General features: G+C 44.5%; 17 protein-coding genes. 10 read left to right on the top strand and 7 right to left on the bottom strand.

Annotated elements, in window-relative coordinates; all coding sequences use genetic code 11:
- Positions 1-416: 416 nt before the first annotated feature.
- Together D1614_RS15740 and D1614_RS15735 are read left to right on the top strand one after the other, a co-directional pair.
- Positions 417-713, top strand: a complete 297-nt coding sequence (locus D1614_RS15740; RefSeq protein ID WP_119438921.1) for a LysO family transporter — start codon at positions 417-419, stop codon at positions 711-713.
- Positions 703-1,308 carry a LysO family transporter gene (locus tag D1614_RS15735; RefSeq protein WP_119438920.1) on the top strand — a complete coding sequence of 202 codons (606 nt, stop codon included), beginning with the start codon at positions 703-705 and terminating at the stop codon, positions 1,306-1,308. Before D1614_RS15740 ends, D1614_RS15735 begins: the two co-directional genes overlap by 11 nt.
- 7 nt (positions 1,309-1,315) lie before the next feature.
- On the opposite strand, the gene D1614_RS15730 is transcribed toward D1614_RS15735, so the two are convergent.
- From D1614_RS15730 to acs, 5 genes are all read right to left on the bottom strand, one after another.
- Complete coding sequence (locus tag D1614_RS15730) at positions 1,316-2,449, bottom strand: hypothetical protein (protein WP_119438919.1); 1,134 nt, start codon at positions 2,447-2,449, stop codon at positions 1,316-1,318.
- Between the two features lie 259 nt (positions 2,450-2,708).
- Positions 2,709-3,452 (bottom strand): SIR2 family NAD-dependent protein deacylase, encoded by a 744-nt coding sequence (locus D1614_RS15725; protein ID WP_119438918.1) that lies wholly within the window; start codon positions 3,450-3,452, stop codon positions 2,709-2,711.
- A gap of 34 nt (positions 3,453-3,486) precedes the next feature.
- Positions 3,487-6,192 (bottom strand): bifunctional acetate--CoA ligase family protein/GNAT family N-acetyltransferase, encoded by a 2,706-nt coding sequence (locus D1614_RS15720; protein WP_119438917.1) that lies wholly within the window; start codon positions 6,190-6,192, stop codon positions 3,487-3,489.
- 304 nt (positions 6,193-6,496) lie between these two features.
- Positions 6,497-7,747 carry an L-lactate MFS transporter gene (locus D1614_RS15715; RefSeq protein WP_119438916.1) on the bottom strand — a complete coding sequence of 417 codons (1,251 nt, stop codon included), beginning with the start codon at positions 7,745-7,747 and terminating at the stop codon, positions 6,497-6,499.
- A gap of 205 nt (positions 7,748-7,952) precedes the next feature.
- Positions 7,953-9,875: an acetate--CoA ligase gene (acs, locus tag D1614_RS15710; protein ID WP_119438915.1), complete on the bottom strand. Its 1,923-nt coding sequence runs from the start codon at positions 9,873-9,875 to the stop codon at positions 7,953-7,955.
- 632 nt (positions 9,876-10,507) lie between these two features.
- Here acs and D1614_RS15705 point away from each other — a divergent pair.
- The 5 genes from D1614_RS15705 to D1614_RS15685 all read left to right on the top strand — a co-directional run bounded on the left by D1614_RS15705 (position 10,508) and on the right by D1614_RS15685 (position 15,988).
- The gene (locus tag D1614_RS15705) at positions 10,508-11,410 is read left to right on the top strand and encodes a phosphate acyltransferase (RefSeq protein ID WP_119438985.1); all 903 of its coding nucleotides are present in this window, start codon (positions 10,508-10,510) and stop codon (positions 11,408-11,410) included.
- Between the two features lies 1 nt (position 11,411).
- Positions 11,412-12,491, top strand: coding sequence for a butyrate kinase (gene buk, locus D1614_RS15700; RefSeq protein ID WP_119438914.1), 1,080 nt, complete (start codon positions 11,412-11,414; stop codon positions 12,489-12,491).
- Between the two features lie 474 nt (positions 12,492-12,965).
- Positions 12,966-14,600, top strand: a complete 1,635-nt coding sequence (locus tag D1614_RS15695; protein WP_147384260.1) for an amidohydrolase family protein — start codon at positions 12,966-12,968, stop codon at positions 14,598-14,600.
- A gap of 36 nt (positions 14,601-14,636) precedes the next feature.
- Positions 14,637-15,149, top strand: coding sequence for a holin family protein (locus D1614_RS15690; RefSeq protein ID WP_119438912.1), 513 nt, complete (start codon positions 14,637-14,639; stop codon positions 15,147-15,149).
- A complete protein-coding gene (locus D1614_RS15685) occupies positions 15,146-15,988 on the top strand; it encodes an N-acetylmuramoyl-L-alanine amidase (protein WP_119438911.1) in 843 nt (280 codons plus the stop codon). Before D1614_RS15690 ends, D1614_RS15685 begins: the two co-directional genes overlap by 4 nt.
- Positions 15,989-16,050: 62 nt before the next feature.
- On the opposite strand, the gene D1614_RS15680 is transcribed toward D1614_RS15685, so the two are convergent.
- Together D1614_RS15680 and D1614_RS15675 are read right to left on the bottom strand one after the other, a co-directional pair.
- The gene (locus D1614_RS15680) at positions 16,051-16,374 is read right to left on the bottom strand and encodes a hypothetical protein (RefSeq protein ID WP_119438910.1); all 324 of its coding nucleotides are present in this window, start codon (positions 16,372-16,374) and stop codon (positions 16,051-16,053) included.
- Between the two features lie 10 nt (positions 16,375-16,384).
- Positions 16,385-16,804: a hypothetical protein gene (locus D1614_RS15675; RefSeq protein ID WP_119438984.1), complete on the bottom strand. Its 420-nt coding sequence runs from the start codon at positions 16,802-16,804 to the stop codon at positions 16,385-16,387.
- Between the two features lie 289 nt (positions 16,805-17,093).
- On the opposite strand from D1614_RS15675, the gene D1614_RS15670 reads away from it, so the two are divergent.
- From D1614_RS15670 to D1614_RS15660, 3 genes are all read left to right on the top strand, one after another.
- Positions 17,094-18,173, top strand: a complete 1,080-nt coding sequence (locus D1614_RS15670) for a mannose-1-phosphate guanylyltransferase (protein ID WP_119438909.1) — start codon at positions 17,094-17,096, stop codon at positions 18,171-18,173.
- Between the two features lie 112 nt (positions 18,174-18,285).
- Entirely contained in the window at positions 18,286-19,605 is a 1,320-nt protein-coding gene (fucP, locus tag D1614_RS15665; RefSeq protein ID WP_206610045.1) for an L-fucose:H+ symporter permease, read from the top strand.
- A gap of 13 nt (positions 19,606-19,618) precedes the next feature.
- Positions 19,619-19,966, top strand: a complete 348-nt coding sequence (locus tag D1614_RS15660) for an L-rhamnose mutarotase (RefSeq protein ID WP_119438908.1) — start codon at positions 19,619-19,621, stop codon at positions 19,964-19,966.
- Positions 19,967-20,009 lie beyond the last annotated feature (43 nt).

Raw genomic sequence — 20,009 nt, 5'->3', positions numbered from 1 at the left:
GGCCGTCTCAAAGGCTGATCGACTTGGATAATGCTGCATTTACTCCTGCCTGGAAAAACGTAATAATCTCCCAAACTATTTCGGGAAAAGGTTACTTCGGACAAATTCCGTAGTTCTTCGAAGTAGTTTTGGAGTGCTTTGCATGGATCACGGAGTTCTCTGAATGACTCTCGACGATCAATGCATCGCCCGTGGAGTTAAATGTTTTGCAATGGCTGATGATTTCTTAACATCGCGACATCTCCGAACAAACTTTGGTGATGAATTTGCAATCTCCGCATTACAATGTTTTTACCGTGGAGTTAAATGCGATGGGCCGTTCCATTAATGCGGTAACCTTGTTTTATCGAACTCTCTTCGTCGATGAACCGGATAATATCTATATTCGGACCGTTTTTCATTTGTAATAAAGTTGTATGGTAACTGTATTGGTGTTAATGACTATTGGTATTTTTCTGGGACGGTTTTTGGGCCGTATTCCCGATCTGCTGAAAGTGGTTGAAAAGTTAATTTCGTATGCCATTTTCCTGCTTTTGTTTTTGCTGGGGATTTCGGTAGGGGTAAACAAAACCATTATTGATAACCTGGATAAAATAGGAATGAAAGCAGTATCCATAACTTTTGGGGCGGTAGCCGGAAGCGTACTGGTATTGTGGGTATTGTACAAAACCCTGTTTTCAACCGACACAAAGGAGGGACAGGATGAAAAATAGTCTTATAATTCTGGCGTTTTTTTCGATAGGTGTTCTGGCGGGCGTTTTCAATTTTTTGCCCGGGTTTATTGTTCAAAACGATTACAGCATGTATGCCCTTTACGCCCTCATGTTTTTGGTGGGTATCAGTATTGGTGCCGACAAAAATTCGTGGAAAGTGATCAAACAGATGAATGTGAAAATTTTGCTGGTGCCTGTGGGTGTTGTGGTTGGTACGCTGGGGGGCACTGCATTAACCGGTCTTATCCTTTCTGATTTGAGCATAAAAGAATCGATGGCTGTTGGCGCAGGTTTTGGCTACTACAGTTTGTCAAGCATTTTTATTACGCAGATTCATGGCGAAACGCTGGGGGTGATTGCCCTTTTATCAAATATTTTGCGCGAGATTTTTACTTTGCTGGCCACCCCGCTGTTGGTGGTGTATTTTGGAAAACTCGCCGGGATCGCATCGGGGGGCGCAACTTCGATGGATACCACCATGCCGGTTATCGTTAAATATTCAGGAAAAGAGTGGGGGGTAATTGCCATCTTCAGTGGGGTGGTTTTAACTATAATCGTACCCTTTTTAGTGAGTTTTATTCTCGAAATTTTATAGCTTTTTGTTACCTGTACTTTCTGAAAAACTGATCGAGTTCGTTGCTAAGCCGGTCGTAAATGGGCCGGGTAAATTCAATAAACAAGTCCTGGTGAGGCGGAAGCGGTATTGCCTTGTTCTGTGTTAGTGCAAACTGTTGGTCGGTTAAAGCCTGTTTGTCGCCCACGTAAATGGCGTAACGGTTTTCCCAGGTAAACGAACCGGGGATAAGCTGGTCGCGCAATAAGTTACCGCTGTTGAAATCGATAATGCGATAGTTCAATCTTCCGCCCGAAATCACTTTGTCGGAGAAGGTTTTGAGCTTTGCCTTGTAGGTTTTGTAAGTTACCCGGGTGGTATCTTTTGTTGCTACTTTTACTTTGTTAACCAGTTCCTCTTCTTTTTCACCACGCACTAAATTTCCAACCGAAAAATCGAAAAACTCCATTTGTACGATAAAATCCGGATGTTTAATTTGAAATCGTTCAGCTTGCTGAGGTGAATAGAAGTTGACAAAACTTCTCTCGGTATATTTGTTATTCAAATATTCAAATACCTGGTTGTAAAAAAATTCAGAACTCAGTTTATAGGTTCTGCTCTGAACAGTGGCGGCTTCCACCACAACCTTGTAAGTGGCCATGTCTTTGGCTGTTTCCATTTCCTGCAAAACATTTTTGTAGCCCGGAATAAACTGGTCAGCCTTAAGAAAATGGTTGAATGCGGTTCGTGCTGCTTCGCGGGTATTTTGTTCCAGAAAATGAATTCCGGCCTGGTATCTCTCTTCCGCTGCTTTTTCGTAAGCCATGTTCAGTTCCGAAGTGTAGGTTTTCGGATCGGCAATCAATTTACGTGTTGCCGGAGTGCTTCTTAACTGATCTGATAAATGATTTACCTGGTGCATAATGTTAACGGCGCGTTCCCATTTGAAGGCAGCATTCGACGAAAGCGCCAGATCCAGTTCTTCCTGCGACCACTCAATGGCCATTGGGTATCCTTCTTTTACAACTGTGGTTGCTTTTCCGTTATCCGGATCCGACTTTAAACGATCAACGGCTTGTGCAACGGCCTGGTAATAGTTGCCCTTTTGCAAGGCTTTTTTACCCGAGGAACACGAAACAAAAAACAGAACGAGCAGTAGTAGAAAGAGATTTTGGTTGTTCATTTTCAATTGTAAAAGTTTAGGCGCAAATATAAACTTTTAAGGTCTTGGACTGGATGGAAGATCACGAATAATCGGTTTTAGGTGCCTTATTTTTGTTAACACCTTTCTTTTTGTTGACAAACAAGCTCAAATACCTGATACGCCCACTCAGTTTATGGGTGTTGTTGTGTGTTTTTCGAATTACAATAACCTTGTAAATGAAGTAAATGATAAAAGTTTAATTGCTCTGTTTTGCGGAAGTACGCTAAAAGAGACGACTTTAAAGGTAAAGTTGTTTTCCCAGTTCGGTCATTATTTGGGCCGCATCGCCCTGTAAAAAGATATCCGTTATTTCGCGGGTGAAGTGTGTTTCTTCAATGTTGATTTCAATAATGGTAGCGCCGTGTTCTTTTGCCTTAACCGGAATATCAGCAGCAGGAAGTACTTCGGCGTTGGTGCCAATGATCAGAAAGACATCTGCTTTGGCGGCCTCCTCAAACGATCGTTTTTTGGCAAAAGCCGGTATGGGTTCGTTAAAAAAAACAATGTCGGGTTTAAGAATTCCTTTGCAAACAAAACACGTTGGAGGTAAGTAGTTCAGATCCGCAAAACTCATGTCGTATTCGGTACTGCAAGCGGTGCAAATCAGTTGAGTGTAGGTGCCGTGTATTTCATACACATGCTTGCTCCCGGCTTTTTGATGCAGGTGATCAATGTTTTGCGTAATAATCGATTCGAGGTACGAACGTTGCTGCATTTGTGCCAGTATCTTGTGGGCTTCGTTCGGGAGGGCATCGCCCAGTTTATCGTAAAATATCTCTTTGATCTTTAACCAGGATTGCAACGGCTTTTTTTGGAAAAATTCGATTTCCAGGAAAATCGGGTCAGTGGTATTCCACAATCCGTTTTCTCCGCGAAAAGGCGGAATTCCACTCGGTACCGAAATGCCTGCACCTGTAAATGCCACAGCATACTTGGCTTTCCGAATGAGCTCGGCCGCCTGTTTCACTTTTTCAATATCCATATTTTTGTTCCCTGTGTACTAAACAAACCGTTTTCTACACATTTTGTTCCTCCTCTTCCAGATTTTTACTGACCGATACGGTGGTGTCTTCGTTAAAACGGATTTTAAAATTCAATTTTCTGAAAACGGATATCATCGGTTTGTTGTCGCGGGTAGTTTCCGCCACCAGTTTTTTTATGCCGCGTCCTTTGGCAACATTCAGGCAATATTTGGTGAGCGTGTAGCCCAATTCTTTCTTTTGCCAGGCGTCGGTTATGAGAATGGCATATTCCATAATTTCCACATCAGGATCGGCAATAAGCCGGCCAACACCAATAATTTCTTTTGTGCCATCGTCTTTTTCGTGTTCGGCAACGATAGCAATTTCACGGTCGTAGTCGATAAAACAAAACTGGGATGCCACTTCGTGCGAGTCGAAATAGAAATCGTACCTAAAGCGGTGGTAGATCGATTCTTTTGAACAGCTTCCGAGTAGCTGAAGCCACATGGGTTCGTCTTCGGGGCGAATCGGTCGCAGTAGTACCGGAGTTTCGTCTTTTAGTTTGCATTCGCAGATTAAACTTTCGGGATACGGGCGTAATACCAGGTGAGAATATTCTTTTACCGGATTTTTTAAAATTTCCTCGTCCACCACGATTCGGGCATCCAGCGCAATAACGTCGGTTGGTGTTACAATCAGCGGGTTGATGTCCAGCTCTTCAATCTCCGGGTAATCGGCAGCCAGGTACGACATGCGGATTAGTACTTCAATCAGCTTGTCGATGTTTTTGGGGCTGTCGCCGCGCCATCCTTTCAACAACGGATAAATTTTTAGGGAACGAAGCATCAGGCGGGCCAGGTGTTCGTTAAGCGGTGGAAATTCAAGCCTCTTGTCTTTGAACAATTCGGCAGTAGTTCCTCCCATTCCAACCAGCATTACTGTGCCGAAAACCGGGTCTTTCTTTGTACCCAGAATCAACTCAATACCGTCTTTCGAATCCACCATTCGTTGAACAGTAACTCCTTCAATTCTTGCATCCGGACGTTTTTGGGTGGCTGTTTTTACCATGTTGCGGAAAGTGGCCCGCACCATTTCGGCATCTTTTATATTCAGCGCTACTCCGCCAACGTCTGATTTATGCGTTATGTCGGGCGAATAAATCTTCAGTACCACCGGGTAGCCTTTTTGTTCGGCAATTTGCACCGCCTCATCTTCGGTGGCAGCCGGGGTGGGGTGGGTGGTATCAATGCCGTAATCGTTGATCAGCATTTTTGAATCGTCCTCGTTCAGAATTTTAGCTTTGGGGAAGACTTCACTCAGGTATTTTTTTCGAAGTTCATTCCGGTCGTATTGAAACGAAACCGGAACTTCCCGCGGCGTTTCATACAACATTTGCTGGTTTTCCGAGTATTCAGAGAGAGTCATAAATGCGCGGATCGCCTGTTCCGGAGTTGCGTAACTGGCAATTCCGGCCTGGTTAAAAATCTGGATTCCATCGCGCATGGCGGTTCCTCCCAGCCATCCGGCCATGATGGACTTGGTTGTTTTTACCGACATTTCAGCAATGGCACGTGCGGTTGCTGTGGGATCTGTCATTGCCTGCGGAGTGAGAAGAACCAGCACCGCGTCCACTTTGCCATCTTCCAAAACAATTTCGGTGGCTCGTGCAAAACGTTCGGGCGTGGCATCTCCCAAAACATCCACCGGGTTACCGTGCGACCAGAAAGGTGGCAAATAATCATTTAGCCGCTGCATGGTTTCATCCGAAAGTTTGACGAGTTTTCCTCCCATCGCGATCAGTGAGTCGGTAGCCATAACACCCGGTCCGCCCGCATTGGTAACAATGGCCAGCCTGTTTCCTTTGGGGATTCGCTTTCTTCCCACCAGGTCGGTAAAATCGAAAATATTGCCAAAGTCAAAAACACGCGCAAGGCCGGCACGGCGGAACACTGCATCGTAAATAGAATCTTCGGAGGCCATGGCACCCGTATGTGAGGCTGCGGCAGCCGCTGATTCGGGGAAACGCCCCGATTTGTATACGATGATCGGTTTCTCGCGCGAGAAAGCCCTGGCGGCCGACATAAAAGTGCGGGCATCGGCAATCGACTCCACATATAGAACAATCGATTTGGTATTCGGGTCTTGCCCAAAATAATCGATAAGGTCGCCAAAACTAACATCCATGGAGTTACCGATGGAAACAAAATTGGAAAAGCCAATATTGGATTCATATGCCCAGTCGAGCACCGAGGTACACAGCGCCCCCGATTGCGAAATAAAAGCCACATGTCCTTTTTTCGGCATACCGGCAGCAAAGCTCACGTTCATGTTCAAACCCGGAACCAGAATGCCCAGACAGTTGGGACCAATGATGCGCATATCGGGAAATTTGGCTTTTTCGGCTTTTACCTGCGCTTCCAGTTTTTTCCCTTCTTCGCCCGATTCCTTGAATCCGGCAGACATAATGATGAGGCCATGGATACCGGCTTCGCCACATTCTCTGACCAGGTTGGGCACCCACTGAGCAGCCGTCATAATTACTGCCAGGTCTGGTGTTTTAGGAAGACTTTTAACATCGGGGTAGCACGGGATTCCAAAAACTGCTTCGCGCTTTGGATTTACCGGGTACACCACCCCGTTGAAACCTCCTCCTACCAGGTTGCGGAGGGTAATTCCTCCAACGCTGTCGGGATTGTTTGAAACACCAATTAAAGCAATTCTCTTGGGCTTAAAAATGCTGTCGAGTTTCTTGATGGCCATGGTCTTAAGTTTTTGGTTGTCGTGACTTGTCTTTCACCTGATTTGGTGCCGAACACCGTTGCTTGTTCTTTGCTATAAATTTCATCAAAAAAAATCATCAAAAAAAATGATCCTTTATTTCTGCTTGATTATCTGTTTTTGTTACAATGTTCTTTTATTCAGAGTGTTGAGTGTGTTGTTGGGTTGGTTTGATAGCCGGAATATGTTTAATAACAACCTGAAATTCAGCTGTTTTATAGCACAAAAAAAAGGAAAATAAAAAGCATCCCGAATCAGAATGCTTTTTATTGGGAAAGACTGTTAGCTATGAAACCGGTTTTTTGACAAAAATGATCATCAGTGTTCCGATTAAAACGGCAATTCCGGATACGGTAAAAGCCATGGCAAAATTATTCAGATCACCCATTTTTCCTCCAAGAATGGGACCCAGTATTCCTCCAACACCATAAGCCAGAAATACAAAGGGGTAGTTTTGTCCCACGTTACGTGCCCCAAAAATATCGGCGGTAATAGTAGGGAATAGTGCAAAGTTTCCACCAAAATTGAATCCGATCAGTGTGGCGCCGATGTATAATAATGCCACATTTCCGGCCATAAAAGAGAACAGGATTACTGTTACACCCTGAATGGCTGTCATCAGTGCAATGGATCTTTTCCTTCCAATTTTGTCGCTGATCATTCCCCAGAGAATTCGGCCCAAACCATTGGCCAGGCAAAAGAATACCGCCATGGCAGTGCCTGAAATGGCGCTTGCGGCCTCTTCACTAATTCCGGATTCCATGAGTGCCTGCATGGGGTAAAGTTTCATTAATCCGATGGACATTAACCCGGCTCCGGCGCTAAAAACAAAGGTCAGAAAAATAAGGTAGAAGGAAGGATTTCGTAGCATTTCGCTGCTAGTAAATTCTTTTGATTCCTTTTCTCCGGAACTTTGCTGCATTTGTTTTTCCTGAAAACCCTCGGGCTTCCAGTCTTTGGGCGGAAATTTCATCCATAAACTTCCAACGACTACCATCAGGGCAAACGCTATCCCGTAAATGGTAAAAGTATTGGAGAGCCCCAGGTTTTCGATCAAATGCCCCCACGAACCAGCTAGCTTTACCCACAACATAGCGCCAAAACCAAAACCGGCCACGGCTAACCCGGTGATCATTCCTTTTTTATCCGGAAACCATCTCATGCCAACGGCAATGGGGACTACATAGGCAAGGCCAATTCCGGCTCCTCCTACCAGGCCGATCAGCAACAGCAAGGCGATAAAGTTTGAACCGCCTGTTAAACCTGCCAGCAGGTAGCCTGCTCCTAAAATTATACCCCCCAGCCAGGTTAGCGTTTGAGGGCCCCAGGCTTTTAATCGTTTGCCGGCAAAGACCATTACAATAGCAAAGGAAGCCAGACCAACGGCAAATACCCATTGGGTATTCTCGCTCGACCAGCCCTCTGATTTTAGCGCGGGTGTAAAAACCGACCAGGCATAAATAGCACCTAAAGCCAGTTGAATAAGTATGGCACCCAGGATCACATAACCACGGTTTAAAACTTTTGGGTTTTTCATTTGGTTGAATTTTTGGTTTTTTTAGGTCGTCCCGAAAAGCCGGGAAAATTCACAAATCCGTCAACTGACGGCTAATTATCATGTTGTAGTGGAAGAAAATGCTGCATGTGAAATTTGGTATTCATGCTCATTTTCGAAAGGTTGCGGTTGATTTTTTAAAAAGAAAAAAGACACCCTCAGGTGAAGGTGTCTTTTGGTATGTCGCTTAGCGTTTTACGGCTACTTTTGCTCCATCTATAATTGCTTCAACAACTCCGGGGTCGAGCAATGTAGAAGTGTCGCCAAGATTGGTAGCATCGCCTTCTCCAATCTTCCGGAGTATCCGGCGCATGATTTTGCCGGATCGGGTTTTGGGAAGGCCACTCACAATTTGTATTTGATCGGGTTTGGCAATGGGCCCGATAAATTTGTTTACGGTTGCGCGAATTTCGTCCTCAATGGAAGCCAGCTCGGCATCGGTCATATCTTCACAAATAACGTAGGCATAAATTCCCGATCCTTTTATGGCGTGCGGATAACCTACCACTGCCGATTCTACCACTTTCGGGTGCTGGTTGATGGCATCTTCCACTTCGGCAGTGCCAATCCTGTGTCCCGAAACGTTGATCACATCATCAATACGGCCAATGATCCGGTAGTAGCCTTCTTCGTCGCGCTTGGCACCGTCGCCGGTGAGGTAATACCCCCGGAAAGATGAAAAATAGGTTTGGTAGCAGCGTTGGTGATCTCCCCAGGTTGTGCGAAGCATGCCAGGCCAAGGGTATTTAATACACAGGATTCCCTCCACGCTGTTTCCTTTTAATTCATTTCCTTCGTGATCCAGCAACACGGGCTGGATTCCGGGCAATGGTAAAGTCGCCAACGAAGGTTTGGTGGGTGTAATTCCGGCAAGAGGAGAGATCATGATTCCGCCGGTTTCGGTTTGCCACCAGGTATCAACAATCGGGCATTTGGATTTTCCCACCAAATCGTGGTACCAACGCCAGGCTTCTTCGTTTATTGGTTCACCAACCGTTCCTAAAACTTTTAACGAGCTAAGATCGTGTTTGGTAACCCATTGATCACCCTGGGCAACCAAAGCCCGAATGGCTGTTGGGGCGGTATAGAATTGATTGATTTTGTACTTATCCACCACGTCCCAGAAACGTCCGGCATCGGGCCAGGTCGGAACTCCTTCGAACATTACCGAGGTTGCGCCGGCCAGCAAGGGGCCGTAAACAATGTACGAGTGTCCGGTAACCCATCCAATGTCAGCTGTACACCAGAAAATGTCACCATCGCTGTATTGAAATACGTTTTTAAAGGTATATTCAGTATACACCATGTAACCGCCGGTGGTGTGAACTACTCCCTTGGGTTTCCCGGTTGACCCGGAAGTATAGAGAATAAACAGCACGTCTTCGGCATCCATGGTTTCGGCTTTGTTTTCTGTCGAAATGTCTTTGATCAGGTCGTGCCACCAAATATCCCGTCCTTCTTCCCAGCTTACATCTTCGCCGGTACGTTTAAAAACCACTGAATATTTTACTGATGGACAGCTTGTCAGTGCTTCGTCAACAATACTTTTTAGCGGAATGGATTTGGCTCCCCTAAATCCTCCGTCGGAGGTGATAACCACCGAAGCTTCCGCGTCGATTACCCTGTCGGCCAGCGCTGTGGCTGAAAAGCCAGCGAAAACGATCGAATGAATGGCGCCAATACGGGCACAGGCCAGCATGGCGATGGCGAGCTCCGGAATCATCGGAAGATACAAAGCCACCCTGTCTCCTTTTTTTACACCCAGCTTTTTCAAGCCATTGGCAAACTGTTTTACTTTGTCGAAAAGTTCTCCGTAAGTAAGCCGGACTTCTTTTTCTGCCGGGTCGTTGGGTTCCCAGATAATAGCCACCTGGTCTTTTCGGGTAAACAGGTTACGTTCAAAAATATTCTCCGTAATGTTCAGTTTCCCGTTTACAAACCAGTTTACATCGGGAGATCCTTCGCCTTCAAATTTGTATTGAAGTACCTGGTCCCATTTTTTCTGCCAGTAGTGGCTTTCAGCAATCTTTCCCCAAAAAGTATCAGGATCGGCCACGCTTTCCTGGTACTTTCTGAAGTATTCTGCTAAACTTGTAATTTTATTTACCATCGTTATAACTTTATAGTTTTTAATGATTTAATTGATTTATGAATACGCAAAATGTTCAGATTAAGATTTTCACATAATTCTTTACAGCAACCGGATAAATTGGAGAAATCAGGTACGTAAGTACCATTATCCGAGTTTTCGAAGAGAGTGGAAAAAAGTCGGTATGGTTGATCAAATCGAATCAAGTAGAAAAGGTTTCAGTTACAACTTTTTTATACGGCTTATCAAGTTAGTACAAAAAATGTTTTCAGAAGAACTATCGGAGCATATTATAAAACAGCTGTTTGCTTTTGAACAATATATAGGGGGTTCTTTGTTGTAATCAGGTTTTGTTCGAAGCCCAAAAGCAAATTTTTCGAACACATAGGTTAATTGTTCTTTTAAATGGAAGATTTGTTTTCAAAAAAAGTGATAAAAATTTCAAGATGCGATTAAAAATTTTTTGCCGCGAAAAGAAGCAAAATAAAACCAGATAGAGCGGATTTGATAATAATGTTTGCCAAAGCGAACTTTTGAAGTATCCATTTGAAAGCTGAAAGGATCAGTTCATGGTATAAAACATAAAAGAGAATGAGAAATACAGGTGCTTTGTGTCAGCGAATTGCACTAATTTTCGGGTAAAAATGGAGAAGATGCAAATACGTAATTTTGAAGATCTGATCAAAGCCGTACAAAAACAGGAAGCCAGAAGGGTAGTAGCTGTTAACGGTATCGACGAGAACACGCTCGAAGCAATGCAGGATGCGGTACAGCTCGGATTTGTAAAGCCCATTGTAACCGGCGACCGTGAAACCATTGAAAAATCGTGTAGCAAGCTGGGGATCGATGTCAGTTCTTACGAAATCATTCATGCATCTGATTTACAGGAAGCCACCGCGAAGGCCGTTGAGTTGGTCCACGAAGGAAAAGCAGATATTCTGATGAAAGGCCTGATTTCGACCGATAAGTTTATGCGTGTCTTGCTTCGAAAAGAATACAACCTGATTCCATCGAAGGGAATGCTGAGTCACATCGCTGTTGTATCGAATCCGAACTACCACAAGCTGCTGTTGTTTAGCGATGCGGCGGTGTTGCCATACCCCGATCTTAAACAGAAACTATTAATTACTAATTACCTGATATGCGCTGCCCGTGCAATGGGAATAGAAAAGCCGAAAGTGGCTGTGATCGCTCCAACCGAGCAGATTATTATCTCTATTCCATCGTGTATGGATGGTGCTACCATTGCAAAAATGTCGGAACACGGGCAGATCGAACACGGAATGGTTGACGGCCCCATGGCGCTCGACGTGGCCATCAACAGCGACGCAGCTGCCATTAAAGGCTTTACTTCGCCGGTGGCAGGTGATGCCGATTGTTTGTTGTTCCCAAACATTGATGCGGCCAACGTGTTTTACAAAACCAATTCGAAACTGGCCAAAGCCGAAATGTCGGGGATTATTGCCGGGGCGAAAGTGCCGGTAGTTGTTTCATCACGGGGCGATAGTAGGAAAACCAAGTTAAACTCTGTTGCGCTGGCATCGTTAATAAGTTAGAATGATTCGGATTCTTGCCATAAATCCAGGTTCCACCTCCACCAAATTTGCTGTTTATTTCGAGCGTGAATGTGTGCTGAATAAAACCATCCGGCATTCGCTCGAACAGTTGATCCATTATAAAAATGTAGAAGACCAGTTTGAATTCAGAAAAGGATTGATCATAGATGCCTTGGTGGAAGAGAAGATTGATGTGGATTCCATCAAGTATATCATAGGGCGCGGTGGTTTGACCTATCCGCTGGAGTCGGGAGTTTACCGGGTGAACAACCTGATGCTTGAGGACCTTCAGCAAGGGGTAATGGGGCACCATGCGAGTAACCTGGGGCCGATGCTGGCCGATTACATTGCGCTTCAGATTCCGGGGGCGAAGGCTTTTATGGCCGATCCGGTTGTAACAGATGAATTGCAGGATATCGCCCGCTTTTCAGGTCATCCGATGCTGGAGCGGCGTTCTATTTTTCATGCATTGAATCAAAAAGCTACGGCACGGATTCACGCTAAAAAAGTGGGCCGGAATTACCGGGATTTAAACCTGATCGTTGCTCATCTGGGGGGAGGAATCTCGGTGGGAGCGCACAAAGGCGGAAGAGTAATTGATGTGAACAATGCACTGGATGGAGAAGGCTGTTTTAGTCCGGAGCGTTCGGGAACTTTGCCGGCGGGGCAGTTGATCGATTTGTGTTTCAGCGGAAAACTGGAACGTGACCAGGTACGAAGAATGGTGCTGGGTGAAGGCGGCTATGTTGCCTACCTCGGAACAAACGATGCGCGGGAAGTCGAGAATCGCGCGAAAGCGGGTGACGAAAAGGCGCGCATTATCCAGGAGACACTTTTTTACCAACTCAGCAAGATGATTGGTGAAATGGCGGTTGTTCTCGAAGGAAATGTAGATGGAATTCTGCTTACCGGCGGCTTGGCTTACAGTAAGGACCTGGTTGAATATGTTCAGAAAAGAACGGCATTTATTGCAGATATTTTTGTTTATCCGGGTGAAGATGAACTCGATGCACTGGCAATGAATGCTTTGCTGGCCGCCCAGGGCGAAGTGGAAGTAAAGGAATATCAAGGCCGGAAATAAATGCGGAAATGAGCAATGAGCTGCGAGTCCTGCGCTTAGCGGATTACGGCCGCTTAGCACCTACCCAGGCAGGTTGCAAAGAGCATCGAGTTACTGTTTATTAGTTACCTGTCATTTTAGGAGATGCAAAAATGCATCAATGTTATAATGCTAGAATAAGCTGCGAGCCGCGAGGAGCAAGTGATTGGTTATTCAATATTGATTATTCTGTCTTCATGCTCACCAATCTCCCTATCAATCCATCAATCTAATTCAATCTACTTCCGTTGTGGGGGTATTTGTATTTTTCGGCATAGTTCACTAAATTGTATAGCGTGATTTAACCGGGGTAAGGCAGTTTTACATTAAATCAACCATTATCATGTGCCCGGTTATCAAAACAAGACGCTTTGCATCTGTTGCAATTTGTATTCTGATTTTCGAGAACAGAATAGCTACACTTTCCGAGTTAAAAAACTTTAAACCCCTCGAGTTATGGCTTCCATAAATCGTTTTGCCGACTTGCATTGTCATCCGCACATGCGGTCGTACAATTGGCTGCATAAAAGCCGCAGACCCGAATCAAAAAGTAAATACAATCCCTGGTGGATCATTCTGCCCAAGAGAAAAGCCGAAGAGAAGGGAAAACGCGCGGCCGCTTATACGCAATGTGATATGGCCAAAATCAGCAACGGACATCTCAAACTGGCTTTTGTCTCGCTTTATCCGCTTGAAAAAGGGTGGGTGACCGGGCGAAAAGATTCAACGGAGGTAGTGGCTAAAAACCTTGAAAAATACCTGGGAGATAATTTGCTGAATGAGGCAGTGAGTACTTTTCTAAACCGTTTTTTACAGTTTATCGGAAATGCCAAAGGAGGCAACCTGGCGGTTCGGGATTTTATTCAGGCCATTTACATGAAGATTCCTTTGCGGAGAATCAACTTTGTACAAAGCAGGAAGTACAATTATTTTGAAGAATTAAAACAGGAGCGAGAGTTTCTGCTGAAAGCAAATGCGACGGAAAGCAGCACTAAACTATATATCCCGTTTTACAAGCGAATTCTTGTCAGTAAAAAGAAAATACTGCAAAAGGAACAGGAAAGCCTTTCTGCAACAGGCGCTTATTACCTGGCTTTGAACGGAAAAAACGTTGAAGAGATTATTGCGCAGGACAAAACAGCATTTGTATTGACTATTGAAGGTGCGAATGTTTTTAACAGTCACGAAGATTTTGAGGCCATCAAAAAAAGGTTAATAGAGGTGAAGAGCTGGGAGCAGCCCGTATTTTTTATCACTTTCACACATCATTTTTTTAATTACCTGGCCGGGCATGCACACAGCATTCCCGATGCCGGAAACTTGTTGTTGGATCAATCGGAAGGCATTACAGAAGGGATTACCGAGAAAGGAATGAAAGTGATAAATTTTCTTCTGGCACTAAACGAAGAAGGGAAATATGATCCGGAAAAACTGGGGCGCAGGATTTTGATTGACGTAAAACACCTGAATGCCAAGGCACGAAAAGCTTACTACGAGAAATTTGTAATCCCCAGTTTTGAAACGGAACATCCAATCGCGGTAATCGCGAGTCATGTGGCCTATTCGGGGGTTGAAACGCTTGATCAGCATATTAAACGAATGACGCTCGAAACCAATGGTGACTTTTCAGAGCGTTACGGGCATCCGTTCAACAATTGGAACATCAATATTTGCGACGAAGATGTGGTCACCATATTCAAATCGGGTGGTGTGATCGGAGTCAACTTCGACCAACGCGTACTGGGACTTTCCAAATCGGATGCAGAAGATGAATCAACGCACGCTTACTACGTTTGGCAGCACATCAAATGTATGATGAAGGCTGTGATACATTCAGCCGATGACAAGCTTCCGGCGAAGAAAAATATTGTAAACACATTTTGCCTGGGAACCGATTTTGATGGTTTTATTGATCCGATCAACAAGTACGCAACAGTGCTTGATTTTGGGCAGCTTGCCAACGACCTGGTCAGGGAGATAAGCAACGATCCTGAAAAAGAAGCGCTTTTGTTTGGTTTGTCTTCCGAAGAATTTGTCAGAAAAGTGTGTTTCGACAATGCCTACGACTTTGTGGTTCGGCACTTTCATTAATCAACAGAAAATTCACTATTAACATAACTAATAAACATGGAACTATTTAAGAAACTTTTTGGAAAAGGGATCACCGAAGTTGTGAGCACTGTAGGTGATGTTGTAGATCGTTTTACATTAACGAAAGAAGAAAAACAGGAGTTTAAACTCGAGATGCAGAGCAGCTTAATGAAGCTGGAAGGTGAGCTGGAAGAGACGTACCGAAAGGAGCTGGATGCGCGGCAGGAAATTATCAAAGCCGAAATGGCACAAGGTGATTTGTATACCAAACGGGCTCGCCCGACGATCGTATATGCCGGTATGTTGTTCATCTTTTTTATTTACGTGCTGGTACCTGTAATTGCTTACATCGGAGGGGCAAAAGAAATGCCTGCCATTGAGCTTCCTCCTGAATTTTGGTGGGCCTGGGGAACCGTAGTAGGAGTGTATGGTGTTGGGCGAACGGCTGAAAAAATGGGCGTTACCAACAAGCTTACTAATTTTATTACCGGCTCGGGTGCCAGCAATGTGACAGGCAAAGTAACAACCAACGTAAATGCAGAAGGATGATCACAATTGAACAACACAAACTGGTAGATACCGATGGAAAGATCAAGATTTCTTTTCAGGAAACACCCAATGTGTCGGGGCCTTTTAATGCGGGCCTGCCTGATACAATTATAATCCATTATACAGCCGGAAGTTCATTAACTTCTTCTGCAAAATGGCTGCAAAATCCGGCGGCAAATGCATCGGCTCATTTGGTACTTGGTAAAACGGGGGAAATCATTCAGCTGGCTCCTTTTAATGTAAGAACCTGGCATGCCGGGCGAAGCACCTGGAAAGGACGATCCGGTCTCAATCAATACAGCATCGGAATTGAAATTGACAATGCCGGGCCGCTGACTCAGACGCCGGAAGGATACCTGACTCATTTTGGCAAGAAAGTCGAGAATAAAGATGTGGTGCTGGCAAAGCATAAGTTCGACAGCAGCGAACGGGGGTGGGAGGCTTATACTCCGCAACAGCTCCAGGTAGTAGAGGAAATTTGTCAGGCTTTAAAAGCGGCTTATGGAATAAAGGAAATTCTGGGACACGACGACATTGCTCCATCACGGAAACGCGATCCCGGACCGGCATTCCCTTTGGAATCGCTTCAGGGCAGGGTGATGTTTGGCCGCAACGAAGACTTGCCCGACGAGCCCGATGACGAAGCTTTGATAGACGCCGCGGTGGTTTTTGCCGACAATCTGAATATACGATCTAATCCCAGTACGAATGCTTCAATGGTTTCGAACCCGCTTTCAAAGGGAACGAAAGTACGGATTCTAAAATCGCAGGGAGGTTGGTCGTATGTAAAAGCCGATATTGAAGGCTGGGTGAGCAATCAATGGCTCCGAAACGTATAGAAAGCCTATTTCCGTTCATAGCATAAAAGCACTTGTCCCGGTTTTCCGGGGTAGGTGCTTTTTTATACCAGGCTAAAAATTTTAGTGACGATCAAACCCAGCAACTTGTTTTTCAACTCGTCGATTTTGATTTTAGCCAACCCAATATTTTTAAGCCCTACCATCTCAATCAGGTCCTTTTTCGCCATCACAAGCCATTCCAGATCACCTTTCGAAAGTTCTCCGTTCAGTACCATTAAAGTCCAGCTTTTTATGTCGGTTTGCAGTGAGTCGATCAGGTTAACGGCGTCTTCTTTTGCCTCGTTTTTAAACTCGTTCACCGTGTTGAGTGCGAGCGAAATTCCTTCGTCTTTCAACTCCTTTAAAAGTTTTTCTAAATCTGCCATTGTTCAAGTTTTAAATATCTGAAGGTTTAATTTTTTTACTTTCCAGTTGTGCTATCTGGTCAAACGCAGGACCGATTATCTTCTTGGCTTCTTCAATAAACACTTTGCTTTGTTGGCCCTGTGTTTTCCATTTTAAGAGAAATCCACCCAAAAGATGGTCGTCTTCGTTGAGCATCTTTTCCCACATTTTTACGGTGATCTCGTTCTTCGGACGATTCTTTTCGTATTCGTAAATCTTCTGAAGACCGGAAGTGAGCTGTAAAACCTCGTCTTTGTGCTGATCAAAATCATCAGTAGCAAGGTCCATCACGCTCAACGCATCCACTTTCAGTGAGGTCGTTTGCACATACGCATATTGGTCGAATTGCGAAATGGTTGCGCAAGCCCAAAATGCGATGAAAAAGCTGAGCAAGAGCAATTGCTTACTCATTCTGTTTAAATGACTTTTCTTTTGCATGTTGTTGATTATTAATTTGATTTAATGGATTCGCTATTCAATTTACGGAAAATAGCTTGGAAATCAATACTCAAATTTTGGGATGACCTTTAAGGTGTTCTGACCACGAAAAACTTAAGCGAAGGGAAAACATGAATAGTTGCATAGTGAAAATGATCTGTTGACAAAAAAATCATTTCAGACAGGGCTTGAATCATCTGTCTTTATTTATGAATTTCATGGAATAAAAGGTATTTTAGCCATCCTCATAATATCTTGAACCATGAACAAACTTTATACATTAATTATGGCCGGAGGTTCCGGAACGCGGTTCTGGCCACGAAGCAAAACTATCCGTCCCAAACAATACCTGAATATTTTTGGAGATGATTCGCTGTTGCAGGACACGATTGGCCGTTTTGCGACCTTCACCGAAAAGGAAAATATTTACATTGTTTCGAGTGCTACGCAGGCAGAAGTTCTGGAGAAACAGGCTTCGATGCTTCCCAAAGAAAACCTGATTTACGAGCCCGTAGGGCGAAATACTTTACCTTGCATTGGGTTGGCGGCGATGTATGCCGAAAAAGACAATCCGGAGGGAATTATGGTGGTTTCACCGTCGGATCACCTGATTCAGAACAACGAGCTTTTTAAAGACACGGTATTGGCTGCCGTGAAAATTGCTGATGAACGCGACGGTATTGTCACGATCGGAATCACGCCTGCTTATCCGGCAACCGGTTACGGTTATGTGCAAACTGCCGAAGATATTACGGGAGAAGAAACGATTCGCCAGTTTAAAGTGGTACGCTTTGTTGAAAAACCCAACGAAGAAGTAGCTTCCGGCTACCTGAAACAAGGCGGCTTTTTCTGGAACAGCGGGTTGTTCGTATTTAAAGTTTCGGTGTTTCTGGATGCTGTTGAAAAATTCGCGCCGGCGCTCTATGCCGATTTGCGAAAAATTCAGGCTGATCTTGGGAAACCGGAATATCCTCAAACCCTCGATACTATTTATCGTGCAGTGCAAAGTATCTCGGTGGATTACGGCATTATGGAACATGCCCAGAACATTTACCTGGTGGAGGGAAATTTCGACTGGAATGACCTAGGAAGCTGGGAGTCGGTTTATTTAACGGATAAAAAAGATGAAAATGGAAATGCCGGAGCCGGTGAAGCTCTTCTGCTGGATACTAAAAACTCGTACGTATATTCCGACGAAGGGTTGATTGCAGTAGTAGGCCTCGAAGATGTGATTGTGGTGAAAGATGGGAATACAACACTGGTTTGCAGGCGGGATAAAGCCGAAGATGTTAAAAAAATTGTGGAGCAGTTAAAAGCCACCGGAAAGGACGAGTTCCTTTAAGGTGCGCTGCAAATATTCGAAAATTAAGAGGAGGGACAGGTTAGTACAGGTTAGTGTTTCGGCTTTGATTTTCAATATTTGCGTTACACAATGAACAAAAACCAATAAAACGATGAATGATCTGAAAAAGGTAGTGGTGGACAAAAAAGTAATTGTCCCCTTTATTTTAATTACCAGTCTTTTTGCACTGTGGGGCTTTGCAAACGATATTACCAACCCCATGGTAGCCGCTTTCAAAACCGTGATGGAAATATCGAACGCCAAGGCGGCAATGGTTCAGTTTGCCTTTTACGGTGGATATGCGACCATGGCAATACCTGCAGCACTAATTATTAAGCGTTATTCCTACAAGCTTGGTATTTTAATTGGCCTGGGTTTGTATGCCGTTGGCGCCTTGTTATTTTACCCGGCAGCCAGGTTCGAGATTTTCGGATTTTTCCTGGTTTCGCTGTACATTCTTACCTTTGGGCTTGCCTTTCTTGAAACAACTGCCAATCCGTATATTTTGTCGATGGGATCGCCCGAAACTGCCACCCGCCGTTTGAACCTGGCACAGTCGTTTAACCCGGTGGGCTCGCTAATGGGAATGATTGTGGCTTCGCAGGTGGTTTTACCCAGCTTGAGATCGGATGCGAGGGATACCGCTGGTAATCTCGTATTTGAAAGCCTTAGCGTGGCAGAAAAGGCAGTTATTCGTACAGAAGATTTGGCAACCATCCGCAACCCGTATGTTATTCTGGGCTTTGTGGTTATTCTGATGTTGGTTGTAATTGCTTTTTCAAAAATGCCGGTTCGGCAAAGTGCTGATCACGAAATTCATGCAAAGGATTCTTTTAAACGTCTGGCTAAAAACAAAATATACCGAGAAGGAGTATTGGCACAGGTTTTCTATGTAGGTGCACAAATTATGTGCTGGACTTTTATCATTCAATATGCTGAAAACCTGGGTTTATCAAAAGCAGAGGCGCAGCGTTACAACATTATTGCGATGGTACTGTTTCTCTCCAGCCGTTTTATAAGTACCGCCTTAATGAAGTATTTGAATGCGCGTTTTATGCTGATGTTATTTGCCATGGGGGGTATGATTACGATAACAGGTGTTATTCTTATCCAGGGAATGCTGGGATTGTATCTGTTGGTAGCTACTTCAGCCTTTATGTCACTTATGTTCCCAACCATTTATGGAATTGCGCTCGAGGATATTGGAGATGATGCAACATTGGGGGCGGCCGGTTTGGTGATGGCCATTGTTGGAGGCGCGTTGTTGCCCATTCTTCAGGCAAGAATTATCGATATTGGCGGAAATGGTTTTGCCGATTTTAAACTGTTTGGGTTTATCCCGGAAGTAAATTTTTCGTTTATTCTACCTTTTATATGCTTTGTTGTTATAGCTGTTTACGGCAGGAGAACCTACAACGCACTCAAAAATTAAGGATTGCCTCTTTATGAAATCCAAAAGATACTGCAAAACACTACAATTGGAGAATGATCCGCAGTTAATGGAGGCGTATAGAAAAGTACATGCTCCAGGGGCCGTCTGGCCCGAGATTACGCAGGGGATGCGCGAAGTGGGTATCATCGATATGGAAATTTATTTGCATGAGCATACGCTTTTTATGATCATGGAAACAGTTATTGATTTTGATCACGACACAGCAATGACTGAATTGGCCTCTAAATCACGACAGGCAGAGTGGGAAGCTTACGTCTCACAATTCCAGAACGCAAGCGATAGTGCCAGTGTCGACGATAAGTGGCATGTAATGGAGAAGATCTACAAAATGGATCTTTAGGCGGCAATGTCCGAGTTCTATACAAGAGATCAATAAAAAAGGG

Source organism: Maribellus luteus (assembly GCF_003576475.1).
GTDB classification, from domain to species: domain Bacteria; phylum Bacteroidota; class Bacteroidia; order Bacteroidales; family Prolixibacteraceae; genus Draconibacterium; species Draconibacterium luteum.
The sequence above is the reverse complement of the archived record's forward strand: the minus strand, read 5'-3'. Positions and strand labels throughout refer to the sequence as shown.